Origin of the sequence: Bifidobacterium callitrichos (genome assembly GCF_008698085.1) — a bacterium.
Classification (GTDB): Bacteria; Actinomycetota; Actinomycetes; order Actinomycetales; family Bifidobacteriaceae; genus Bifidobacterium; species Bifidobacterium callitrichos.
This window is the reverse complement of the sequence record NZ_RZJP01000004.1, coordinates 255047-276227: the sequence shown is the minus strand read 5'-3', so window position 1 is coordinate 276227 and position 21181 is coordinate 255047. Positions and strand designations below refer to the sequence as shown.

General features: G+C 64.7%; 14 protein-coding genes. 8 read left to right on the top strand and 6 right to left on the bottom strand.

The genetic code is table 11. From position 1 onward, the window contains the following. Positions 1–145: 145 nt before the first annotated feature. The 3 genes from zwf to EMB92_RS09855 are packed head-to-tail and all read left to right on the top strand — an operon-like array spanning position 146 to position 3592. Positions 146–1684 (top strand): glucose-6-phosphate dehydrogenase, encoded by a 1539-nt coding sequence (gene zwf / locus EMB92_RS09865; RefSeq protein ID WP_107043829.1) that lies wholly within the window; start codon positions 146–148, stop codon positions 1682–1684. Then, complete coding sequence (locus EMB92_RS09860; protein WP_150394735.1) at positions 1681–2694, top strand: glucose-6-phosphate dehydrogenase assembly protein OpcA; 1014 nt, start codon at positions 1681–1683, stop codon at positions 2692–2694. The genes zwf and EMB92_RS09860 overlap by 4 nt, the downstream gene beginning before the upstream one ends. Positions 2695–2728: 34 nt before the next feature. Then, positions 2729–3592: a 6-phosphogluconolactonase gene (locus tag EMB92_RS09855; protein ID WP_150394734.1), complete on the top strand. Its 864-nt coding sequence runs from the start codon at positions 2729–2731 to the stop codon at positions 3590–3592. Between the two features lie 506 nt (positions 3593–4098). On the opposite strand, the gene gndA is transcribed toward EMB92_RS09855, so the two are convergent. Beyond that, positions 4099–5553 (bottom strand): NADP-dependent phosphogluconate dehydrogenase, encoded by a 1455-nt coding sequence (gene gndA / locus EMB92_RS09850; RefSeq protein ID WP_043167365.1) that lies wholly within the window; start codon positions 5551–5553, stop codon positions 4099–4101. A 352-nt stretch (positions 5554–5905) separates the two neighbouring features. Between gndA and EMB92_RS09845 the strand changes: the two genes are divergently transcribed. Beyond that, complete coding sequence (locus tag EMB92_RS09845; RefSeq protein WP_043167366.1) at positions 5906–7096, top strand: pyridoxal phosphate-dependent aminotransferase; 1191 nt, start codon at positions 5906–5908, stop codon at positions 7094–7096. Between the two features lie 9 nt (positions 7097–7105). Here the strand turns inward: EMB92_RS09845 and EMB92_RS09840 are convergent, their stop codons facing one another. After that, positions 7106–8368, bottom strand: a complete 1263-nt coding sequence (locus tag EMB92_RS09840; RefSeq protein ID WP_081887354.1) for a putative ABC transporter permease — start codon at positions 8366–8368, stop codon at positions 7106–7108. Between the two features lie 366 nt (positions 8369–8734). Between EMB92_RS09840 and EMB92_RS09835 the strand changes: the two genes are divergently transcribed. From EMB92_RS09835 to EMB92_RS09820, 4 genes are all read left to right on the top strand, one after another. Beyond that, on the top strand, positions 8735–10369 hold the full coding sequence (locus EMB92_RS09835) for a beta strand repeat-containing protein (RefSeq protein ID WP_223847689.1): 1635 nt from the start codon (positions 8735–8737) through the stop codon (positions 10367–10369). Between the two features lie 104 nt (positions 10370–10473). Continuing rightward, the gene (locus tag EMB92_RS09830) at positions 10474–11421 is read left to right on the top strand and encodes a hypothetical protein (protein ID WP_150394733.1); all 948 of its coding nucleotides are present in this window, start codon (positions 10474–10476) and stop codon (positions 11419–11421) included. 614 nt (positions 11422–12035) lie between these two features. Continuing rightward, complete coding sequence (locus tag EMB92_RS09825; protein WP_150394732.1) at positions 12036–14744, top strand: YhgE/Pip domain-containing protein; 2709 nt, start codon at positions 12036–12038, stop codon at positions 14742–14744. Next, positions 14741–16945: a YhgE/Pip domain-containing protein gene (locus tag EMB92_RS09820; RefSeq protein WP_150394731.1), complete on the top strand. Its 2205-nt coding sequence runs from the start codon at positions 14741–14743 to the stop codon at positions 16943–16945. Before EMB92_RS09825 ends, EMB92_RS09820 begins: the two co-directional genes overlap by 4 nt. A gap of 168 nt (positions 16946–17113) precedes the next feature. Here EMB92_RS09820 and EMB92_RS09815 read toward each other — a convergent pair whose 3' ends face one another. The 4 genes from EMB92_RS09815 to EMB92_RS09800 are packed head-to-tail and all read right to left on the bottom strand — an operon-like array spanning position 17114 to position 21171. Continuing rightward, a complete protein-coding gene (locus EMB92_RS09815) occupies positions 17114–17647 on the bottom strand; it encodes an FMN-binding protein (RefSeq protein ID WP_150394730.1) in 534 nt (177 codons plus the stop codon). Between the two features lie 4 nt (positions 17648–17651). Continuing rightward, positions 17652–18452, bottom strand: coding sequence for an ABC transporter ATP-binding protein (locus EMB92_RS09810; protein ID WP_043167371.1), 801 nt, complete (start codon positions 18450–18452; stop codon positions 17652–17654). A gap of 40 nt (positions 18453–18492) precedes the next feature. Continuing rightward, positions 18493–19806: an ABC transporter permease gene (locus EMB92_RS09805; protein WP_150394729.1), complete on the bottom strand. Its 1314-nt coding sequence runs from the start codon at positions 19804–19806 to the stop codon at positions 18493–18495. Positions 19807–19863: 57 nt separating this feature from the next. Next, positions 19864–21171, bottom strand: coding sequence for an ABC transporter permease (locus EMB92_RS09800; RefSeq protein WP_150394728.1), 1308 nt, complete (start codon positions 21169–21171; stop codon positions 19864–19866). Positions 21172–21181 lie beyond the last annotated feature (10 nt).

The window sequence follows — 21181 nt, the reverse complement described above, 5'->3', positions numbered from 1 at the left end:
GGCCTCGGCATTCGGGGCGTCACGCCTGAACCTGAACCGTTCACACGCGTCATAACCACGGTCTATATCCTGCGTGCGCGAAATCACGCATTCCGCGCGGTACGCCCTTGACGAAAGCCCCTCGCCCGCGGCTACGATAAGAACCATGAGTGAAGAACCCACATGGATCAATCCGTTGCGCGATCCGCGCGACCTGCGATTGCCCCGCATCGCCGGACCGTGCAGTCTGGTCATCTTCGGCGTCACGGGTGATCTGGCGCAGAAGAAGCTGCTGCCGGCCGTGTACGATCTCGCGAACCGCGGTCTGCTGCCGCCGAGTTTCGGCCTGACCGGTTTCGCGCGACGCGACTGGACGCAGGAGCATTTCATCGAATTCGTCAAGACCGCGGTCAAGGCCCGCTGCCGCACTCCGTTCAAGGAGTCGACCTGGAAGAACCTCGCCGCCGGCATCCGCTTCGTGCAGGGCACGTTCGACGACCCGGAGGCGTTCGAGCGACTGAGCGCCACCGTGCAGGAGCTCGACCGCGACCGCGGTACGCGCGGCAATCACGCGTTCTACATGTCCGTGCCGCCGCGCGCGTTCCCGATCGTCGCCAAGCAGCTGGCGGCCTCCGGACTGTCACGCTCGAGCGAGGGCGCGTGGCGACGCGTCATCATCGAGAAGCCGTTCGGCCATGACCTCGCCAGCGCCAAGGAGCTCGATCGCGTCGTTTCCGAGGTGTTCGACCCGAGTTCGGTGTTCCGCATCGACCACTACCTCGGCAAGGAGACCGTGCAGAACCTGCTCGCGTTGCGCTTCGCCAACTCGATGTACGAGCCGATCTGGAACGCGAACTACGTCGATCACGTGCAGATCACGATGGCCGAGGACATCGGCATCGGCGGCCGCGCCGGCTACTACGACGGCATCGGCGCCGCGCGCGACGTCATCCAGAACCACCTGCTCCAGCTCATGGCCCTGACCGCCATGGAGGAGCCGGTGAGCTTCACCGCCAAGGACCTGACGGCGGAGAAGACCAAGGTGCTCTCCGCCGTGCGGCTGCCCAAGGATCTTTCGCTGCACACCGCCCGCGGCCAGTACGCGAAGGGCTGGCAGGGCTCGCACGAGGTCGTCGGCTATCTGGAGGAGAAGGGCATCGACCCGAAGTCGACCACGGAGACGTACGCCGCCATCGAATTGGACATCGACACGCGCCGCTGGGCCGGTGTGCCGTTCTACCTGCGCTGCGGCAAGCGTCTCGGCAAGCGAGTCACCGAGATCGCCGTCGTGTTCAAGCGCGCGCCGCACCTGCCGTTCGAGCAGACCGCCGTGCGCGAGCTCGGCAAGAACGCGATCGTCATCCGCGTCCAGCCGGACGAGGGCGTGACCATGCGATTCGGCGCGAAGGTCCCCGGCGGCTCCACGATGGAGGTCCGCGACGTCAACATGGACTTCAGCTACGGCCGTTCCTTCACCGAGAACTCCCCCGAGGCCTACGAGCGACTGATCCTCGACGTGCTGCTCGGCGATCCGCCGCTGTTCCCGACCACCGAAGAGGTGAACCTCAGCTGGGAGATCCTCGATCCGATTGAAGACTTCTGGTCCACGCTCGGTCAGCCGCAGCCCTACCGTGCAGGCACGTGGGGTCCGGCCGAGGCCGATGAGATGCTGGCGCGCGAAGGCCGCCACTGGAGGATGCCATGATCATCGATATGCCGAACACGCGTACGCGCGAAATCGCCCACAAGATCGAACAGCTGCACGAGGAGCGCGGCGAGTCGGCGACCGGCCGCGTGCTGACACTGCTCATCGCCACCGACGACTCCGATCTGGAGCACGCGCTGGCCATCGCGAACGCGGCCAGCCGCGAGCACCCGTGCCGCGTGATCGCGATCGTGCCGGACAAGACGGCCAACAGCGCTGCCAACGGCAACGGCGGCAATGGCGATGACAATGTCAAGGCGATGGAGAAGACCGACAATCCGGCGGTCGATCTGACCGACGGCCCCGCAGGATCGAATCTCAACGCGCAGGTGCGCTTCGGCGCGGACGCCGGCGCGGGCGAGATCATCATCCTGCGTCCCCGCAACGGGCTCATCAATCACCCGGACACGCTCGTCATCCCGCTGCTCGTGCCGGACGTGCCGGTCGTGGCGTGGTGGCCGACCACCGCCCCGTCGAACCCGTCGAAGGATCTCATGGGCGCGATGGCCCGCAGTCGTCTCACCGACGCGATGCACTCCAACAACCCGGAGGCGACGATCGAACGCCTGCGCCGCAACTGGACGCCCGAGGACGTCGACCTGTCGTGGACGCGACTGACCGTCTGGCGCGCGATGCTCGCCTCGATGCTCGACCAACCGCCGCACCTGCCGATCACCGCCGTGAAGGTGAGCGGTCCGAAGGAGTTCCTGCCTATGGATCTCCTGTGCGCATGGCTGCGACTCAAGCTCGGCGTGCCGGTCGACGTGGAATACGTGGATGACGCCGAAGCCGTCACTGGCGTGTACCTGACGCGCGCCGACGGCGTGGTGTCGCTGGAACGCCCGTACGAGGATCAGGCGCTGATCTCGATGCCCGGTCAGACACCGCAGCCGATCTCCGTGCCGGTGCGCACGATCGAGGACTGCCTGACCGAGGAGCTGCGTCGCATCGACCCGGATGAGATCTACGCCGAGGTCATCAACGAGGGATGGGATCTGATTCGTCACTGAATCGCACGTCATCGAACGGAATAGGAGTTGATCCATGGCTAACCGCACACTCATCGTCTACCCGAACAAGGATCTGATGATCCAGGCCGGCGCGCAGCGACTCACGTTGACGCTGCTGGATCTGCTCGCCGAGCGACTGCCCAACGGCAGCCGGCGCGAACGTGTCGACGTCGCGCTCTCCGGCGGTTCGGCCGCCCAGCCGCTCGGACTGGTGCTGTCCGATCCGCTGGCGGCGTCCATCGATTGGTCGCGCGTCCACTTCTGGTGGAGCGACGAACGGTTCGTGCCGGTCGATTCCGCCGATCGCAACGCGCTTGAGGCCCGACGGCTGCTGCTCGACCAGCTGATCGCCGACGGCAGGCTGCCGGAATCAAACATCCACGAAATGGCGCCGGACGTGCGCCCGGCGGACGAGATCGCGAAGGTCACGGCCGACGCGGCCTCCACCGACGAGTTCGTGCGATCGGCCGCGGATGCCGAGAACAACGCGTTGCTCGACGCGGCGGCTCGCAGGTATGAGGATGAGCTGACGCGCGAGCTGGGACCGGAACCGGTCATCGACCTGATGATCCTCGGCATGGGACCGGACGGCCATTACGCCTCGCTGTTCCCGGCATCGTCCGGTCATCACGAGGTCGAGGTGCGCGATCGTCTTGCCGTCGGCGTGAGCCACTCGCCGAAGATGCCGCCGCTGCGCGTCTCATTGTCCGCGCCGCTGATCGCGCGATCGCATCGCACGTGGTTCTTCGCGGCCGGCGCCGGCAAGGCCGAATCGCTCGCGCACGTGTTCGCGGGCGCGGACAAGGGCGGCGACCCGGAGTACCCGTCGTCATTCGCCGGCGGCGTGGACGAGTTCATCTGGTTCTCCACCGAGGAGACGGTCGTTCAACTCGTATAGCTGACGAAGGGGTTTTGGGTCCCAAGCCCCGAGACCCCAAACCCCCTGAGCAGCATCCCTCTCCTCCTCAGCGTCACTTATTCCCGAAATAATCCGGAACCTCGGGAATATGTGACGCTGCCACTAACTCAGCGTCACATATTTCCGGGGGATGGATTGTTTTCGGAAATATGTGACGCTGAATGTGACTGAGCACAGAAAACGATGGGGAATCACGTTGCTCAGCGTTGAGTGGCAGAGATCTGTGCCACTCAACGTCATTTTCGGCGATTCTGGCGTTGAATGGCAAGCGCTCGTGAATTTGTTGCGCTGACCACGACTCAGCGCAACAAATTCACGAGCGCTTATACAAAAGGAGCCTCACTCCTCGATTTCCGGCTTGCCCGGTTCGATCCGCAATTATGGACTCACCTTCGGCGAGACCCAATGCTGGGTTGGCGGCATAGCCGCCAACCACCGAACCGGTCGGACAGTCCACCGGACTGTCCTCAAGCCGGGAATCGAGGCTACTCCTCGATTTCCGGCTTGCCCGGTTCGGCCCACAGCGTGTGGAAGACGCCGGGCTTGTCGACGCGGCCGTAGGTGTGGGCGCCGAAGAGGTCGCGCTGGGACTGGGTCAGGGCGGTGGGCAGGCGCTTGGAGCGCAGGCCGTCGTAGTAGGCCAGGGAGCTGGAGAACACCGGGGTCGGGATGCCGGCCTCGATCGCCTTGACGATCACACGGCGCCACGCATCCTGCGATTCGCCGATGATCTTCTCGAAGTACGGGTCGAACAGCAGCGAGGCCGGCGGGTTGTCGCCCTTGAACGCCTCGGTGATGCGATCGAGCAGGAACTGCGCGCGGATGATGCAGCCGCCACGCCAGATGCGAGCCACCTCGGACAGGTTGATGTCCCAGCCGTAGGTCTTCGCACCGTCCTGGATCTCGTTGAGGCCCTGGGCGTAGGCGACGACCTTGGACGCAAACAGCGCCTTGCGCACATCCTCGATGAACGCGGCCTTATCCTCGCCGTCCAGATCGATGGTCTTGTTCGGACCGGCCAGACCCTCCTGCTGGGCGGCCTCACGCAGCTCGCCATGGGAGGACAGGGCGCGGGCGAACACGGCCTCGCCGATCGAGGCGACCGGGGAGCCGAACTCGAGACCGGTCTGCACGGTCCACGTGCCGGTGCCCTTCATGCCGGCGTGGTCGACGACCACGTCCACGAACGGCTTGCCGGTGGCGGCATCCTTGTGATGCAGCACCTCGGCGGTGATCTCGATCAGGTAGGAGTCGAGATCGCCCTTGTTCCACTCGTCGAACACGTCGGCGATCTCCTCGGCGTCCATACCGAGGCCACGGCGCAGAATGTCGTACGCCTCGCCGATGACCTGCATGTCGGCGTACTCGATGCCGTTGTGCACCATCTTGACGAAGTGGCCGGCGCCGTCGGTGCCGATGTGCGTCACGCACGGCTCACCGTTGACCTTCGCCGCGATCGACTCGAGGATCGGGCCCAGGGTCTTCCAGGATTCCACGGTGCCGCCGGGCATCAGGGACGGGCCGTTGAGCGCGCCCTCCTCACCGCCGGACACGCCGCAGCCGACGAAGTGGAAGCCCTTCGCGCGCACGGCCTTCTCACGCTTGATCGTGTCCTTGAAGAAGGAGTTGCCGCCGTCGACGATGATGTCGCCCGGCTCGAAGACCTCCTCGAGCTGCTCGATCACCGCGTCGGTCGGGGCGCCGGCCTTGACCATGATGATCGCGGTGCGCGGGCGCTTCAGGGACGCGGCGAACTCCTCCAGCGTCTTCGCCGGCACGAACGCGCCCTCGGAGCCGTGCTCCTCCATCAGCTTCTCGGTGCGCGAGTAGTGACGGTTGAACAGGGCCACCGTATTGCCGTGGTGCGCCAGATTGCGCGCCAGATTCGAGCCCATCGCGGCCAATCCGATCACACCGATGTTTGCCGTAGCTTCGGCCATTGCATTGCCTTTCAGTCGACTGACAACAATACTTACGGGGACATGTCCGCGCGAACGTGGCGTGCGGAGATCCCCCACAGTCCCGAGTCTATCGCCGTGTGCGGCCTAAGGCGAGGGGCGTCTTACCCGCGGCGGAATCCGTTTGCGGCGGATCTGCCGTCGGATACGTCGCACCACGGACGACCACGGGACCACGGGACCACGGATGGACACGGGAACGCGGACAAGCATCGGAAGCGAATCGTCACGTCGAGCGGTTGAAGTGGTTGAATAGAAGGCACATGAATCGGACGTCACATGTCAGACATCAGATCAGACATCAGACAACTGTCATCAGGCAAAGGAGTAATCGATGATCAACGAGCATTACAAGGCGATGCTGGGCGGCAAATCCGTCATCCGCACCTTAAGCGAATACGCGACGGCACGAGGCAAGGAGATCGGCTACGAGAACGTGTTCGACTACTCCCTAGGCAATCCGAGCGTGCCTGCGCCGGCCGATTTCTCGCGCACGATGGTCGACCTGTACGAGCACGGTGATCCGGTCGCGATCCATGGCTACTCGCCGTCGCTGGGCATTCCGAGTGTGAAGGACGCGATCGCCGAATCGCTCAATCGCCGGTTCGACATGGATTACACCGGCAATCACATCTTCCCGACCACGGGCGCGGCGGGCGCACTGGCGCACGCGATGCGCGCCGTGACCAAGCCGGGCGACGAGGTCATCACGTTCGCGCCGTACTTCCCCGAATACCAGCCGTACGTGGAGGGCACGGGCGCGCATCTGACCGTGATCCCGGCCGACACCGAAAACTTCCAGATCAACTTCGAGGCGTTCGAGGCGGCGCTCAACCCGGGTGTGCAGGCGGTGCTCATCAACACGCCGAACAACCCGTCCGGCGCCGTGTACTCGGCCGCGACGCTCGACAAGCTCGCGGGCCTTCTGCGCGTCAAGCAGGAGGAGTACGGCCACGACATCTTCCTGATCAGCGACGAACCGTACCGCGAGATCGTGTTCGACGGCGCCACGCAGCCGTACCCGGCGAAGTACTACGACAACACGCTCACCTGCTACTCGTGGTCGAAGTCGCTGTCCCTGCCGGGCGAGCGCATCGGCTACGTGGCGGTCAACCCGCGTGCCACGGACGCGGAGCTGCTCGTGCCGATGATGGGCCAGATCTCGCGCGGCACCGGCCACAACTGCCCGCCGAGCTCGATCCAGCTGGGCGTCGCGAAGGTGCTCGACGAGACCTCCGATCTCGGCGTGTACGAGACGAACATGAACCTGCTGTACGACGCGCTGACCTCGATCGGCTTCGACGTGGTGCGCCCGGGCGGCACGTTCTACATCTTCCCGAAGGCGCTCGAGGAGGATGCGACCGCGTTCTGCATGAAGGCGAAGGAGTACGATCTGATCCTCGTGCCGTCGGAGAGCTTCGGCGTGCCGGGATACTTCCGCATGGCGTACTGCATCGACACGGAGAAGGTCAAGCGCTCGATCCCGGCGCTCGAACGCTTCGCGCGCGAGCAGTACGGGCTCTGATCACATACGTCACATACGGCCGGCCTTGGAGGGGTCGAGGGTCATGGTCTGGAATCGCGCGGACATGAAATCGTTGTCGAAGTTGCGCGCGAACCAGGCCGTGATCGGGGAGTCCTGCGGCAGGCCGGCCATGCGCCCGTACCAGCAGTCGAGCGCCATCAGGGTGAAGACGATGTCGACGACCATGAGGATGGCGCATACGGTGGTCAGCGAATAGCGGACCTTCCAGGGGATGCGATTGATCAGGCGCAGGAGGCGCGGCAGGATCCATCGCACCCAGGCCACGCCGATCAGTCCCCAGAAGAACATGTACTTGCCGGAGGTGCGTCCGTCGATCGACAGCCACTGGCCGGTGTAGTCCCACGCGGTGATGCCGAACGCGACCTCCATGAACCAGCTGGTCGCGTATTCGAATGCGCCGCCGATCACCGCGGACGCGCAGAAGATGAGGAACGGATTCGATTTCCACAATCGGTTGAGCGCGACGGTGACGAGCACGGCGCCGCAGCCGTAGATCGGCGAGAACGGACCCCACAGCAGGCCCGCGCGATCCTGCAGCTCGCCGTGGTACATCGCCATGTGGTAGACGGTTTCGATGGCGAGGCCGAACACGCAGGCGACGGTGAACAGCCAGAAGATGTTGAAGAAGTCGAGGGAGATGTAGCCCTTGCCGGACGGGTCGCGGCCGAGCGTACCGGCTCTGACGGCCTGCTCGTAGGCATCGCGATCCTCCATGCGCTTCAGGGCGCGCTGGAGTCGTCGCTCCTCGATCAGGGACGGATCGGCCGCGATCGATACGGCCACAAGGATGATCATCCGGATGCCGGACGGCAGGATATTGGGGCCGAGTCCCTCGAGCGCGAGCGAGAGCATGCCCTCGGCGAGTGTGATCGGCATGAGCACGTACGCCCATCGCGCGGCGTAGCGGCGGCGGTTTCTGATGAGGAGAACGCCGAAGACGATCATCGCGGCCGCCGAGACGATGAGGACCACGGCGTCGAGCGCGTTCAGGTCGGCGGTCAGGCTCATCGCGTTGAACGCGAGCTCGCCACGCATGATCGCCTTGACCGCGTCGATCGAGGCGAATACGACGATCGGCAGCGTGGCCAGGCCGTCGAGCAGCACGAGCACGCCGTAGATGCGGATGATGAGCGGCAGTCGCTTCGCGTCGAGGTCGACGGTCTCGTCGACCTCATCCGCGGCCAGATCGGCGATCGCGGCCGAGGACAGGCCGGTCCGACTCGGATTCTCGGGTCGATGCTCAGTGGACATCGGGTTCTCCATTCCTGCAAGATCTGTTGCGTCCACTCTACTCATCGGTGATTCCACAGCGCTGCCGCTCAGCCGAGCACATCGGCTTCGGCGTTCAGGAAACGTTCAAGGAACGTTCGGAAAGGTCGTCGGAAGGTTTCAGAGCCCGTGCACGGTCACCCAAGGCCCTATCCGGGAACGGGCGGTGTACTGATACCAGCAACGAACGAGGTCCGTCGCACCGCAAGCGTCGCGGCGGACAGGATTCGACGGGACAGTCGACGAGCGATCGTCATGCCAGCCGTAGCAGGTCAGACGAGACCACCGTCACGGCCCGGCACCACGGGGCCGGACGACACCGCGGATCCCCGACGAAAGGCAACAACCATGAGCGATAACAGGCATGCGACCGGCAAGCGGCGGCGCAACGACGCAACCCGCGTCCGCACCATCCAACCCCCGACCGGCAGGATCGCGGCGATCGCCGCCACAGCGGCCCTCGTCGTCGGATTCGGCGGCGGCGCGGCCGGCACCGCGATGCTCCGCGCGACGTCATCCGGCGCAGGCAGCGCGAACGGCGCGAACGCATCGATCACCGGACAGCCGACCGGCATGGGCGGCGCGAACACGATGACCTACGACTACTCCGGCACGTACACCGCCGCGCTCACCGCCGACGGCGAATCGGTCGAATCGAAGGGCGAGACCACGTCCGCGACCGACGCCGACCAGAACGCGGCGCTCGCACAGAACGGCGGCACGCTCGCGATCGCGAACGGCACGCTCACCAAGTCGGGCGATTCGGACAACGCCGACAACAACAACTTCTACGGTACGAACTCCGTCTCCCTGACCGTCGGCGAGGGATCGAAGACCGTGATCTCCGGCTCGAAGCTCAGCGCCGACTCATCCGGGTCGAGCGCCGTGTTCGCGACCGACTCGAGCACCGCGCTCGTGAACGACACGACGATCGCCACGACCGGCGACAATTCGCGAGCGCTGGACGCGACCTACGGCGGCACGATCCTTGCCGGCGAGGTCACCGCGGACACGCAGGGTGACCATTCCGCGACCGTCGCGACCGATCGCGGCGGCGGTTCGATCTCCCTGAACGACGCCACGCTGTCGACCGCGGGATCCGGTTCGCCGCTGCTGTACTCGACCGGCGACGTCGAGGTTACGAACGTGACGGGCACGTCGTCGGGCTCGCAGATCGCGGGCATGGAGGGGCTCAACACGATCCTCATCAAGGATTCCACGCTCACCAGCACGATCACCGGCAAAACGGCGAGCGATCCGGTGGCCAACGGCGTGATCATCTACCAGTCGACCTCCGGTGACGCCGAAGCCTCGACCGGCGAGCACGCGACGTTCCAAGCGGCCGATTCGACGCTGAAATCGTCGATCGAATCGGGGTCGATGTTCTACTTCACGAACACGACGGCCGACGTGGTGCTCTCGAACACGACGCTCGACTTCGATTCGTCGAAGGCGGCGCTGATCACGGCGGCCGGCAATGACTCGAACAACTGGGGCCAGGCCGGGTCGAACGGCGCGACGGTGTCGTTCACCGGCCGCGGACAGACGCTTGAGGGCACGGTTGCGGCCGACACGATCTCGTCGGTCACGCTGAACCTGCTCGAAGGTTCGACGTGGACGGGCATCGCCTCGATCACCGAGAACGCGAGCGCGACCTCCGATTCGACGAGTGACGCACCGATCACGGTGAATGTGGACGGCACCTCGACGTGGGTCGTGACCGATGACACGACCGTGTCCGCACTCAACGTGGCATCCGGCGGCAAGATCGTCGACTCCGACGGCAATACGGTGACGATCAAGGCCGGCGGCAAGACCGTGGTCAGGGGCACCGGATCGGTGACGGTCACAGTGAGCGGCGACTATTCGACGACGCTGCCCGATACGGCGACCGGTGACGACACGACGCTCTCCACCGATCTCATCGACCGATCGGACTACGACACGCAGTTCGGCACCTCGACCTCGTGGACCATGGTCTGAACTGTCAACCCGATCGCGCCCCGATCGCGCCCCGACCATATCCAGACCACACGGCTTCGCTTCCATCCCCACTCAACACCAAGCATTCCATGAAAGGACCAACCATGAGCAACATCACCGATCCCCGCAAGGACTCCCGTCAAGACCTCAGCCAGGAGCCCCGTCAGGAGCAGGGACAATCCCCCGACCAGCAGACCACGGTACTGCCGTCGAACACAGCCCCAAAGGCCGACGAAACGGCGGCGACAGTGCCGCTCGTTGCGTCGAACCAGAACAGGCAGGCCTCCGCCGCCGCCAATGGCATCGCCGCCAACACCCCGTCGGGAACGCCCGGCGCACTTCCTTCGCAGTATGCCGCCCAGCCCCAGGGGACACCCCAGGGGACACCGAGTGTTGCCGGCAACGCCCCTCTTGCCGGCAACAACGGTGAGCCCGTCTCCAACGGTACCGTCTATGGCACCGTCCACGGCAATGTCGCACAGCAGAACGGTCAAACGTATCAGCAGCCGTATCGCGACAATCCGTTCGCCGGCGGAAGCGGCGCCGGAATCGGAGGCAATGGAAACGGGACGTTCGGCACGCCGGGTGCGGGCGCCGCGGGCGCTGGCGCGATCGTCTCGAAGATCAGCGGCAAGGCGATCGCGATCGTCGCTGGCGTCACACTGGTGTGCGGGCTGCTCGGCGGCGTGGCCGGCGGGTTCACGGTGAACGCGCTGTCGGGCGATTCCGGTTCCACAGCAGGCCAGTCGAGCCAGATGGGCGGCATGGGCGGCGGCATGGGTCACGGCCAGATGCCCGGCGGCAATTCCTCCGGCGGTTCCTCCGATTCCGATTCGTCGACGAACGGCAACGGCAACAGCCAGAACGGCCAGATGGGTCAGCCGCCGAGCGGCGGCCAAGGCGGCAACAGTGGCAACAGTGGCGACGGCAACAGCAACGGTGGCAGCGACAGCAATACCAGCGGTTCCGACTCCAGCGGTTCCTCCAGCTCCAACTCCTCGGACACCGGCCTGACCACTGGCTCCTCCTCCGGTGACGGCATCACTGCCTGATAACCTCGGCAATCCCAACGATCCCCGTCGAATACGATTTCGACGGGGATCGTCATGTTTCAACCCTAGCCCCCATCCTCCCTCCCCAATGTTGGCGTCACAAATTCCCGAGGTTTCCCCTACGCCCGGGAAAAGGTGACGCTGGTGATTAGTCAGCGTCACTTTTTCCCGAGATCCCCCCTGTGCTCGGGAATTTGTGACGCTCAGCAATAGTTACCGTCACTTTTTACCGAAGTATGGAAAGATCTCGGGAATTTGTGACGCCAGTGTTTATCGCCGTCATCGCTAGGTGCCGTCACCTACATCGTCACCGAGCTCCGTCCTCGTCAACAGACCACGGCCCATAATTAGACACTTTACCCATCGACACGGCAATCCGGCACCACCGCCCCGTTGTTCCGAACACATGGTCTATGGTGTGTTGCGATACTTGGGTCATTGGATGCCAAAAAGTTGACAACATGTCAACTTTGTCCAATCACAAAACGACCACGACGACACTATGGAGCGGAGAACCGGCACGAAGCTCCTCACGGCCCGGACGGCAACGTCCGACGGCTCCGAACGGGAACGACCACAACGGCCACACGGACGAGAGAAGGAAACATAAGGTCATGGGCAACGTTTTCGCGATACTGAAACGCGACCTCATCCGCATCCTCAGGGTACCGGCGGCATGGGTGATCGTCACCGGACTGATCTTCATCCCGCCGCTGTACGCGTGGTTCAACATCATCGGATTCTGGAGCCCGTACACCAACACGCAGGGCATCCAGGTGGTCATCGCCAACAACGACAAGGGCACCGAGAACGCGCTCGTCGGCAAGACGAACCTCGGCAAGCAGATCGTCACGCAGCTCAAGGCGAACCATCAGCTCGGATGGACGTTCACCGACGAATCGGAGGCACTGAACCGCGTGCAGTCCGGCGAAGCGTACGCGGCGATCGTCATCCCGGCGAGTTTCAGCGACGACATGATCGGCGCGATCACCGGCGGCGACCAGCCGCAGCTCGAATACTACGTCAACGAGAAGGCGAGCGCTATCGCCCCGAAGATCACCGACATCGGCGCGAGCACGGTCGACAATCAGGTCAACAGCACGTTCGTCTCCACGGTGAGTCAGGCGCTCTCCGACGCGGTGAACAAGGCCACGGACGCGGCCGGCGGCACGGCGGACGCCATGCGTTCGGACGTGCTCGACGATCTCGACGACGCACGGCGGGACGTCGCGAACACGCGTAAGATCATCGGCTCGCTCAAAACCACGCTGGGCAAAACCCCGGCCAAGACGAAGGACGCGCGCGAGGCGCTCGCCCGCACGCAGACGCTGCTTGGCAAGGCGAGCACCGGACTGGGCGATCTGTCGACCCGCATCAATGGCGCCCAGGCGCGCATCACCACGTTCACCATGAACGCGAACACCGTGCTCGACAACGGTTCGTCCCTGCTGTCGCAGACCTCGCAGCAGGCGAGCGCGGGCGTCAACCACGTGACGGCCGGTCTGACGGTCGCCAACGGCGCGGCGGGCGATGCGATCACGACGCTGCAGACCGTCAACGACGCCAACACGCAGGCGATTGCGAAGCTCAAGGCCATCGCGGCTGAGCTGCCGAACGGCGGCGGCGCGGCGCTCACCAAGGCGATTGCGAAGCTGGAGACCGAGAACCGGCATACCACGCAGACGCTGGCCGACATCAAACAGCTCAACACCGACACCGGCGCGACCATCGCCTCGGTGTCGGGGCTCGCCACGAGCTTCGACACGGCCACACAGTCGTCGCTCGCCGCGAACTCGGCGGCACGCAAGGCGATCACCTCGGGCGCGCTGCCGAAGCTCAACGGCGGTCTCAACACGCTGGCGGGCACGGCCGGCACGATCGCCGGAGGACTGGGCGGTCAGAATGCGCTGATCTCGCAGACGAACGTCGTGTTGAATCAGCTCGACAAGGCGGCCGCGAGCACGATCAGCTCGCTGGATCACACCGATCAGGCGCTCAAGCAGATGGAGACCAAGCTCGAGACGACCTCCACCGATCTGAAGGCCCTCGACACGTCCAGCATGCTGTCCGACCTGTTCGGCGGCAGCGGCAAGGACGGTTCCGGCAAGCTCGACACGGATCGCATCGCCAAGTTCATGCTCTCCCCCACCGTGATCGACACGAAGATCCTCTACCCGATCAACGCGTACGGCTCGGGCATGGCACCGCTGTTCACGAACATGGCGCTGTGGGTGGGCGCGTTCGCGCTCGCCGTGATCATGAAGCTCGAGACCGACGACAAGGGCATCGAGCATATGACGATCACACAGGGCTATATGGCCCGTTTCCTGCTGTTCGGCCTGTTCGCCGCGGCGCAGGGCGCGGTCACGACGCTGGGCGATCTCATCATCGGCGTGCAGAGCGTGAACCCGTTCGCATTCGTCGCGACCGGCGTGATCACCTCGCTCGTGTACGCGTCGATCGTGTTCGCGTTCTCGACAACGTTCCTGCATGTGGGCAAGGGCATCTGCGTGGCGTTGATCATCCTGCAGATCCCGGGCGCGTCGGGCCTGTATCCGATCGAGATGATGCCCGACTTCTTCCGCAATCTGTACCCGTTCTTCCCGTTCACGTATTCGATCGACGCGTTCCGTGAGACGATCGGCGGCTTCTACGGCGGCTACTGGTTCTCGAAGATCGGGCGACTGCTGCTGTTCGCCGTCGTCGCGTTCGTGCTGGGACTGGTCGTGCGACCGTTGATGGCGAACGTGAATCGCCTGTTCGCGCGTCAGATCGACGAGAGCGACATGATCATCGGCGAACCGGTGCACATGCCCGGCACCGAATACCGGGTGACCGCGGCGATGCGCGTGCTCGCCAACCATGAGGGGTATCGCGAGCGCATCGAGCGCAAGGCGGCGGCGTTCGCCGCGCAGTATCCGCGATTGAAGCGCGGCGCACTGATCGCGGGTCTGGTGGTGCCGGCGATCCTCGTCGTCACGTTCTCGCTGACGCCGAACACGAAGCTCGAGGCGATGCTCGCCTGGCTGATCTGGGTGCTGCTGATCATCGCGTTCCTCATCACGATCGAGTACGTCCGTGATAGCCTGCGCCGCCAGACCGAACTGGGCAATCTGGACGACGAGGCGATCCGCTCGTACATCCACGGCATCGAACGGGGACGCGAGCAGGCACGGGAGAGGCGGTCGCAGGCGCGCAAAGCGAAGGCGATGGCCCGCGTGAAGACGAAGGCAGAGAAGCAGACTTCGCCCGCCGAAAGCCCCGAGGACACAGCAGACGCGGAAGACACCACACACACCACCGAGGAAAGGAACGAGCGATGAGGACCATGTGGCGTCTGTTCACCGGCGATGTGCGCAGGATCACGAGCAACATCGTCTCGATCATCATCGTGATAGGACTCACGGTGATTCCCGGCCTGTTCACCTGGTTCAACGTCGCGGCGAGCTGGGATCCGTTCAGCAACCTGAAGAACCTGAAGTTCGCGGTCGCGAGCGTCGATGAGGGCTACGAATCGGATCTAATCCCGGTCAGGATCACGATCGGCGACACGGTCGTCAACACGCTGCGCGCCAATTCGCAGCTCGACTGGACGTTCACGACGAAATCGGACGCGATCGAGGGGACGAAATCGGGCAAATACTATGCGGCGATCGTCATTCCGAAGGACTTCAGCAGCAAGATGATGACGTTCTTCTCCTCGGATGCGCAAAGCGTGAAGATCAGCTACTACGAGAACGAGAAGAAGAACGCGCTCGCCCCGAACCTCACCACGGAGGGCGCGAGCGAGGTGTCGACGCAGATCAACGAGATGTTCGCCAAGACGCTGACGAGCACCGCGCTGTCGGTCGCGTCGTCGCTGGCGGACGACCTGTCGAAGCCGGAGTCGAAGACCGCGCTGGCCCGGTTCAGTGCGAATATCAGCGAGTTCTCGACGACGCTCGGCAACACGTCGTCGATGATCGGCGACTACGCGTCGCTGACCGGTTCGGCCGACGCGCTGCTCGCCGATTCGGCCGAGCTGATCGCCGGAGTCGGCGGTTCGGCCGACGCCGCCGGTGAGACGCTCAAGAGCGCCAAGTCGGGGGTCGACGACGTGTCCGGGGCGATGAACGATGCGGCGGACGCGCTGTCGAACGCGCTCAAGGCGAGCGCGGCGAGCTACGGCGCGGTGTCCGACGCGGCCGACAAGCTGTACGCTTCGACCGCCACGCAGGCCGAGGACACGGCCGCCGCTCTCGACACGCAGGCGGCTCACGTGGGCGATCAGATCGCCGAATACGAGTCGATCCGCACCGATATCGCCTCCGTGCAGGCGGCGCTTCCCGAACGACTGCAGGGACTGCTCGACCCGACGCTGGATCGTCTCGACACGGCGATCGCCCTGCAGAAGACCTTGCAGCAGCGTCTGAGCGACGCGGCCAAGACCGTGCGCGATCGCAGCGCCGACTCGCAGGCGCGTCGCGCCGAGATCAAGAAGCTGGCGGCGCAGGCGAAGGCCGCGATCGAGGGCGTGAAATCCGATTTCAACGCGTCGCTCCAGACGCAGATCGACCAGATCGAGTCGTCGGTCAATCAGGCGACGGGCGCGCTCGACACGGCGTCGGCAAAACTCGACGGCGCGCTCGACGAACTGGGAACGACGGTGTCGGGCGCGCGCAAGAACCTCGCCACCGTGCGCACGACGCTGGAATCGGTGTCCGCCAAGCTCGCGAAGGCGGGCAAGGAGCTGGGATCGTTCAACGAGCGACTGTCGAAGGCACTCGACAGCGGCGATATGGCGATGGTCAAGGAGGTGCTCGGCAACGATCCGGAGAAGCTGGCGGGCGTGCTGTCGGCACCGGTCGAGCTCAAACGCAAGGCCCTGTTCCCGGTGAGCAACTTCGGTTCGGCGCTGGCTCCCCTGTACATCATCCTGCCGCTGTGGGTGGGTGCGCTGCTCATGGTGGTGACGCTCAAGACGAGCGTGTCACGCCGTGTGCGTGAGGAGCTGGCCGAGCGGGCGGGCGGCGTCGCGCCGCGGCCGCATCAGCTGTTCCTCGGCCATTATGGGGTGTTCGGGCTGATCGCACTGATGCAGAGCACGTTCTCGCTGGCCGGCGCGCTGCTGTTCATCCACGTGCAGGCGGTGCACCCGATGCTGTTCATGCTCACCGGATGGGTGAGTTCGCTGGTGTTCTCGTTCTTCACGTACACGATGACGGTGAGCTTCGGCAATGTGGGCAAGGCGATCGGCGTGCTCATGCTCATCGTGCAGATCTCCGGCTCGAACGCCGCCTATCCGCTGCAGATGCTGCCCGCGTGGATCGGGCGGATCAGCCCGCTGCTGCCGATCACGCATTCGGTCAAGGCCCTGAGGGCCGCGATCGCGGGCATCTATGCGATGGATTACTGGTGGGCGCTCGGCGCCTTGCTGCTGTTCGTTCCGCCGCTGCTGCTGATCGGCCTTGTGCTCAGGAAGCCGCTGGTGAGATTCAACCGATGGTACGTGGAGAAGGTCGAAAGCACCAAGGTGATCGCGTAGCGTTGCAGCGAATCGTTCTCAATAAGAAAAGTGTGAGGCCATCGCACGTGATCGCACAATCGCACATTGCCAAAAAGCCTGCAATTCCAATGTTTTCGGCCTAGTGATGTGCGATAGCGCCCCGGCGGAGCCTCACACTTTTCTTATTGAGAACGATTCGCTGCAACGCTACTGGACGGATGCCTGCTGACGGACCACGTCGAGGGCCTTGTTGAAGGCGTCGGACGTCCAGCTGGCGCCGGCGACCTTGTCGACCTTGAGCCCCTTGAGCGGCTTGCCGTCGACGACGCCGTTGATCGCGTTGGCGAAATCGGTCTGATGCTGCTTGGAGATCTGCGTGAACGGGTGACCGATCACCTCGACCGTCTCGATGTTCTGGTCCTTGATCGTGAAGTGAACGTCGATCGAGTCCTCGCCCACCGGACCGTACTGGCCGTTGACCGAGTAGGTGCCGTCCTTGTAGTTGCCGGTGTCCTTGCCACTTGCGGCGTCGGACGAGGACGAGTCGTCGGACGCCCCCGCATCGCCGCTGGACTGCGACTGCTCCTCCTGGGACTGCTGGGTCTCACCGGAGTTGCCCGAGTACTGGTCGTCCATCGGCGTGGCCTTCGACTCGCCGCAGCCGGCCACCCCGCCCAAGAGGGCCAGCGTGGCGGCGGTCAGGGCCACCGCCTTGACGGCCTTATCGTTCCTATCGCTCATATTCTCACTCCTCGCCGCCGGTTTTGGCGGCCTTGGTCGGATCGGCGAATCCGATCGGCAGGTCGCCCTCGCGCTGGGCTCCCTCCTCGGTGGAGCCGGTGAACGCCGGGCGGCCGCCCTCGGCCTCGTATGCGGCGCGGGCCTTCTCATCGTTCCACTTCTCACCGACGAGCACGCCGTGGTTCAGCATGATCTCACGTTCGGCGCAGCTGGCGACCAGCGCGTCGTGCGTGACGACGATGATCGTCGTGCCCTGATCGTGCAGCTGACGGAACAGGTCGAGGACGATCTTCTCGTTCTTCTCGTCGAGGTTGCCGGTGGGCTCGTCGGCGAGGATGAGCTTCGGATCGTTGATGAGCGCGCGGGCGATGCACACGCGCTGCTGCTCGCCGCCGGAAAGCTGTCCGGGCAGGTGGTGGGCGCGGTCCTTGAGTCCGACGCGATCGAGCGCCTCGAGCGCCTGCTTCTCGTCGACGACCGAATGGTAGTACTGGGCGACCATCACGTTCTCGACGGCCGTCAGATGCGGCACGAGGTAGAACTTCTGGAACACCAGTCCGATCATGTTCTTGCGCACGTCGGCCAGCTGCGCGGCGTTCAAGTCCTCGAGCTTGCGGCCCTCCAGCTTCACGGAGCCCTTGGACGGCGAGTCCATGCAGCCGATCATGTTCATGAGCGTGGTCTTGCCGGAGCCGGACGAGCCGACGATCGCCAGCCATTCGCCCTGCGGCACGGTGAGGTTCAGGTCATCCACGGCGTGCAGGTCGCCGTAGATCTTCGAGATGTGATCGAGTTCAAGCAGCATGATGATTCCTTTTTCGCGGATTGACGCGGATTGTGCGCGATTACTCCTCGCGCAGCACGATGGCGGGGTCGATGCGCGAGGCGCGCGAGACGGGCGGGATGGAGGCGAGCACGGCGATCAGCGCGCTGAAGAGCACCGATCCGATCGCGAGCGGCCAGTTGACGGGCAGCGATCGCTGGAAGACGACGCCGGTGAGCACGCGGGCCAGCGCGTAGCCGATGCCCGTGCCGATGAGGCCGCCGATCAGGCCGTACAGCGCGCTTTCGACGTAGAACTCCATGCCGATGGAGGCGCTAGATGCGCCGAGCGCCTTCCTCAGGCCGATCTCGTAGCTGCGCTGGGAGACGATCGAGCTGATCGTCGTGGAGACGCCGACGAGCGTGAGGACGAGCACGACGATGGAGACGATCCAGAACAGGGTCTGCAGCATCGTGATGATGCGCGTGTCGGAGGAGGTGATCTTGGTGACCTGCTGCGCCTTGACGTGCATCGAGGTCATGTCGTTGATCGACTTGACGGTGGCAGCGAGGTCGTCGCCGGATGCGGAGGCGGAGTATTCGATCACGTCGACGCCGCGCGTGACGCCGGTGAGCTTGTCGACGTCGGCGTTGGTCGCGTAGATGATCGAGTCCTCGCTGCCGCCGGTGTCGACGATGCCGGCGACGCGGAATTCGGTGCCCTTGGTGTCCATGATGTCGCTGGAGACGCGGCCGTCCTGCGTGGGTTGGGCGGAGGTCTCTCCGGTCTGGCCGGAGGTCTCTCCCCCAGTCTCGGCATTCGCCGAGCCAGCCCCCTCGTCAGAGGAGGCCGAGGAGGAGGCGTTGTCGGAGGCTCGGTAGCCGATGGTGATGCCGCCGCCGATCTTGGCGTTGAGCGCGTCGGCGACGTCGCGGCCGATGAGCACCTTGCCGTCGGTGGGCCAGGAGCCTTCGACGTTCCAGTGGTGGTTGAGGTTCTCGACCTGCGCGGGGTCGACGCCGGCCATCACGTACGGCGCGGCGTTGACGCGCACGTTCTCGTAGCGGTAGGTCGCGTACTTGGCGGAGCCCTTGGCGCGCACCATTTCGGTGGTGTGCTTGACCATCGCCGCGTCGATGCCCGACTTCGTGGCGGAGGAACCAGCCGAGTCGGACGACGCAGAATCCGTCGTCTCGCCGGTCGGGGTGACGATGAGGTTCGCGCCGTAGGCGCGCATCTCATCGTTCATCTGCTGCGGCACGGCGATGCAGATCGCCGCGAGGCAGAACAGCGTGGCCGCGCCGACCAGCGACGCGACGACGGCCATGATCGCACGCGAACGGCGGCGGAACACCGCGCCGAAGAGCATGCGGAAGAACATACCGGTATTGGTCATAGGTCGGTTCCCTCCATCACGATGTCGTTTGCGATTCCCCGCATCACGCGCTCCGACTCAGCGTCCATGGAGCACCTCCGCGGGCTTGACGCTCAGAATCGAGCGGATCGACGAGGATGCGGCGACGAGCACGGTCAACGCGAGCAGCACGAACACGAGCACGAACACCATCGGGCGCATCGTGATGCCCGAGGAGAACACCACCTGTCCGATGAGCTGCGCGACGCCTGAGCCGAGCAGCGCGCCGACGAGCGCGCCGACGAGCGAGATCGCGGCGGTTTCGGCGAGCATCAGGCGGGAGACCGCGCCGTCGGTCGCGCCGATCGCCTTGAGCAGTGCGAGCTCGCTGGAGCGTTCGGAGATCGACGCGGCCATGAGGTTCGCGACCGCGACCGCCGCGGCGACGAGGCTCAGCGCGGTCATCAGGATCATCACGGCCTGCGTCTTCTGCAGCACATTGCCCTGCAGGGCGGCGACCTGACGCACCTGCTTGGCGACGGCGCCGGGAATCACCTCCTCGATCTGGTAGGCGATCGAGCTCGGGTAGGCGGTGCAGTACCACGTCTCCCACTCATCCTGGCTCAACGCGGCCGGGTTCTGCGAGGCCTTGCGCGCCAGATCGTTCTCCGGCGTGGTCAGCGCCTTGACCTCGATCTTGTCGACCGAGTCGGGCAGGTTCGCGAGCACCTGCGCGGTGGACGAGGCGATGTAGAGCGAGCCGTTGTCGTCGTCGCCGGAGTTGTAGACGCCGGTGAGCCTGATCTTCTGCTCGTTGGTCTTGCCGTCGGCGGTCTTCTTGGTGAGGGTGATCGTGTCACCGGTCTTGACTCCCAGCTTCTGGGCGAGGGTCGTGCCGATGACGCCCTGATCGGTGTCGTCCTTCGGCCATGCGCCGTCGAGCTTCCACCACGAGCGCATGCCGTCGACGCCGACCACGGTCGACTCGCCGGATGCGAGCTTGAGGGTCTTGTTGAACCACGTGCCGACGATCGGCACGTCCACGCCGTCGACGGTGGCGTGCACGTTGAGCTGCGGCGCGAAGTTCGTGATGTTGAACGCCCAGAAGATCGTCTTGATCTTCGGCGCGTCCGACTCCTTGAGGAACGCGGTCGGGTCGGACTGGTCGCCCGCCGCCGCGCCGGCCTCGGTGTTGTACAGGTCGGAGACCACCGCGTCGGCCTTCGGCTGGACGGTGATGTTCGAGCCGTACGTGGACAGCTCGGCGTTGAGCTTGTCACCCACGTCGAAGACGACGCCGAGCATCGCCACCGACACCGTGGCCGACAGGCACACGGTCAGGGCGATGAGCAGTCGCCGACGCAGCTGACGCGTGAACGACCGCGCGATCATACGCAGAAAGAACATGATGTTGCCT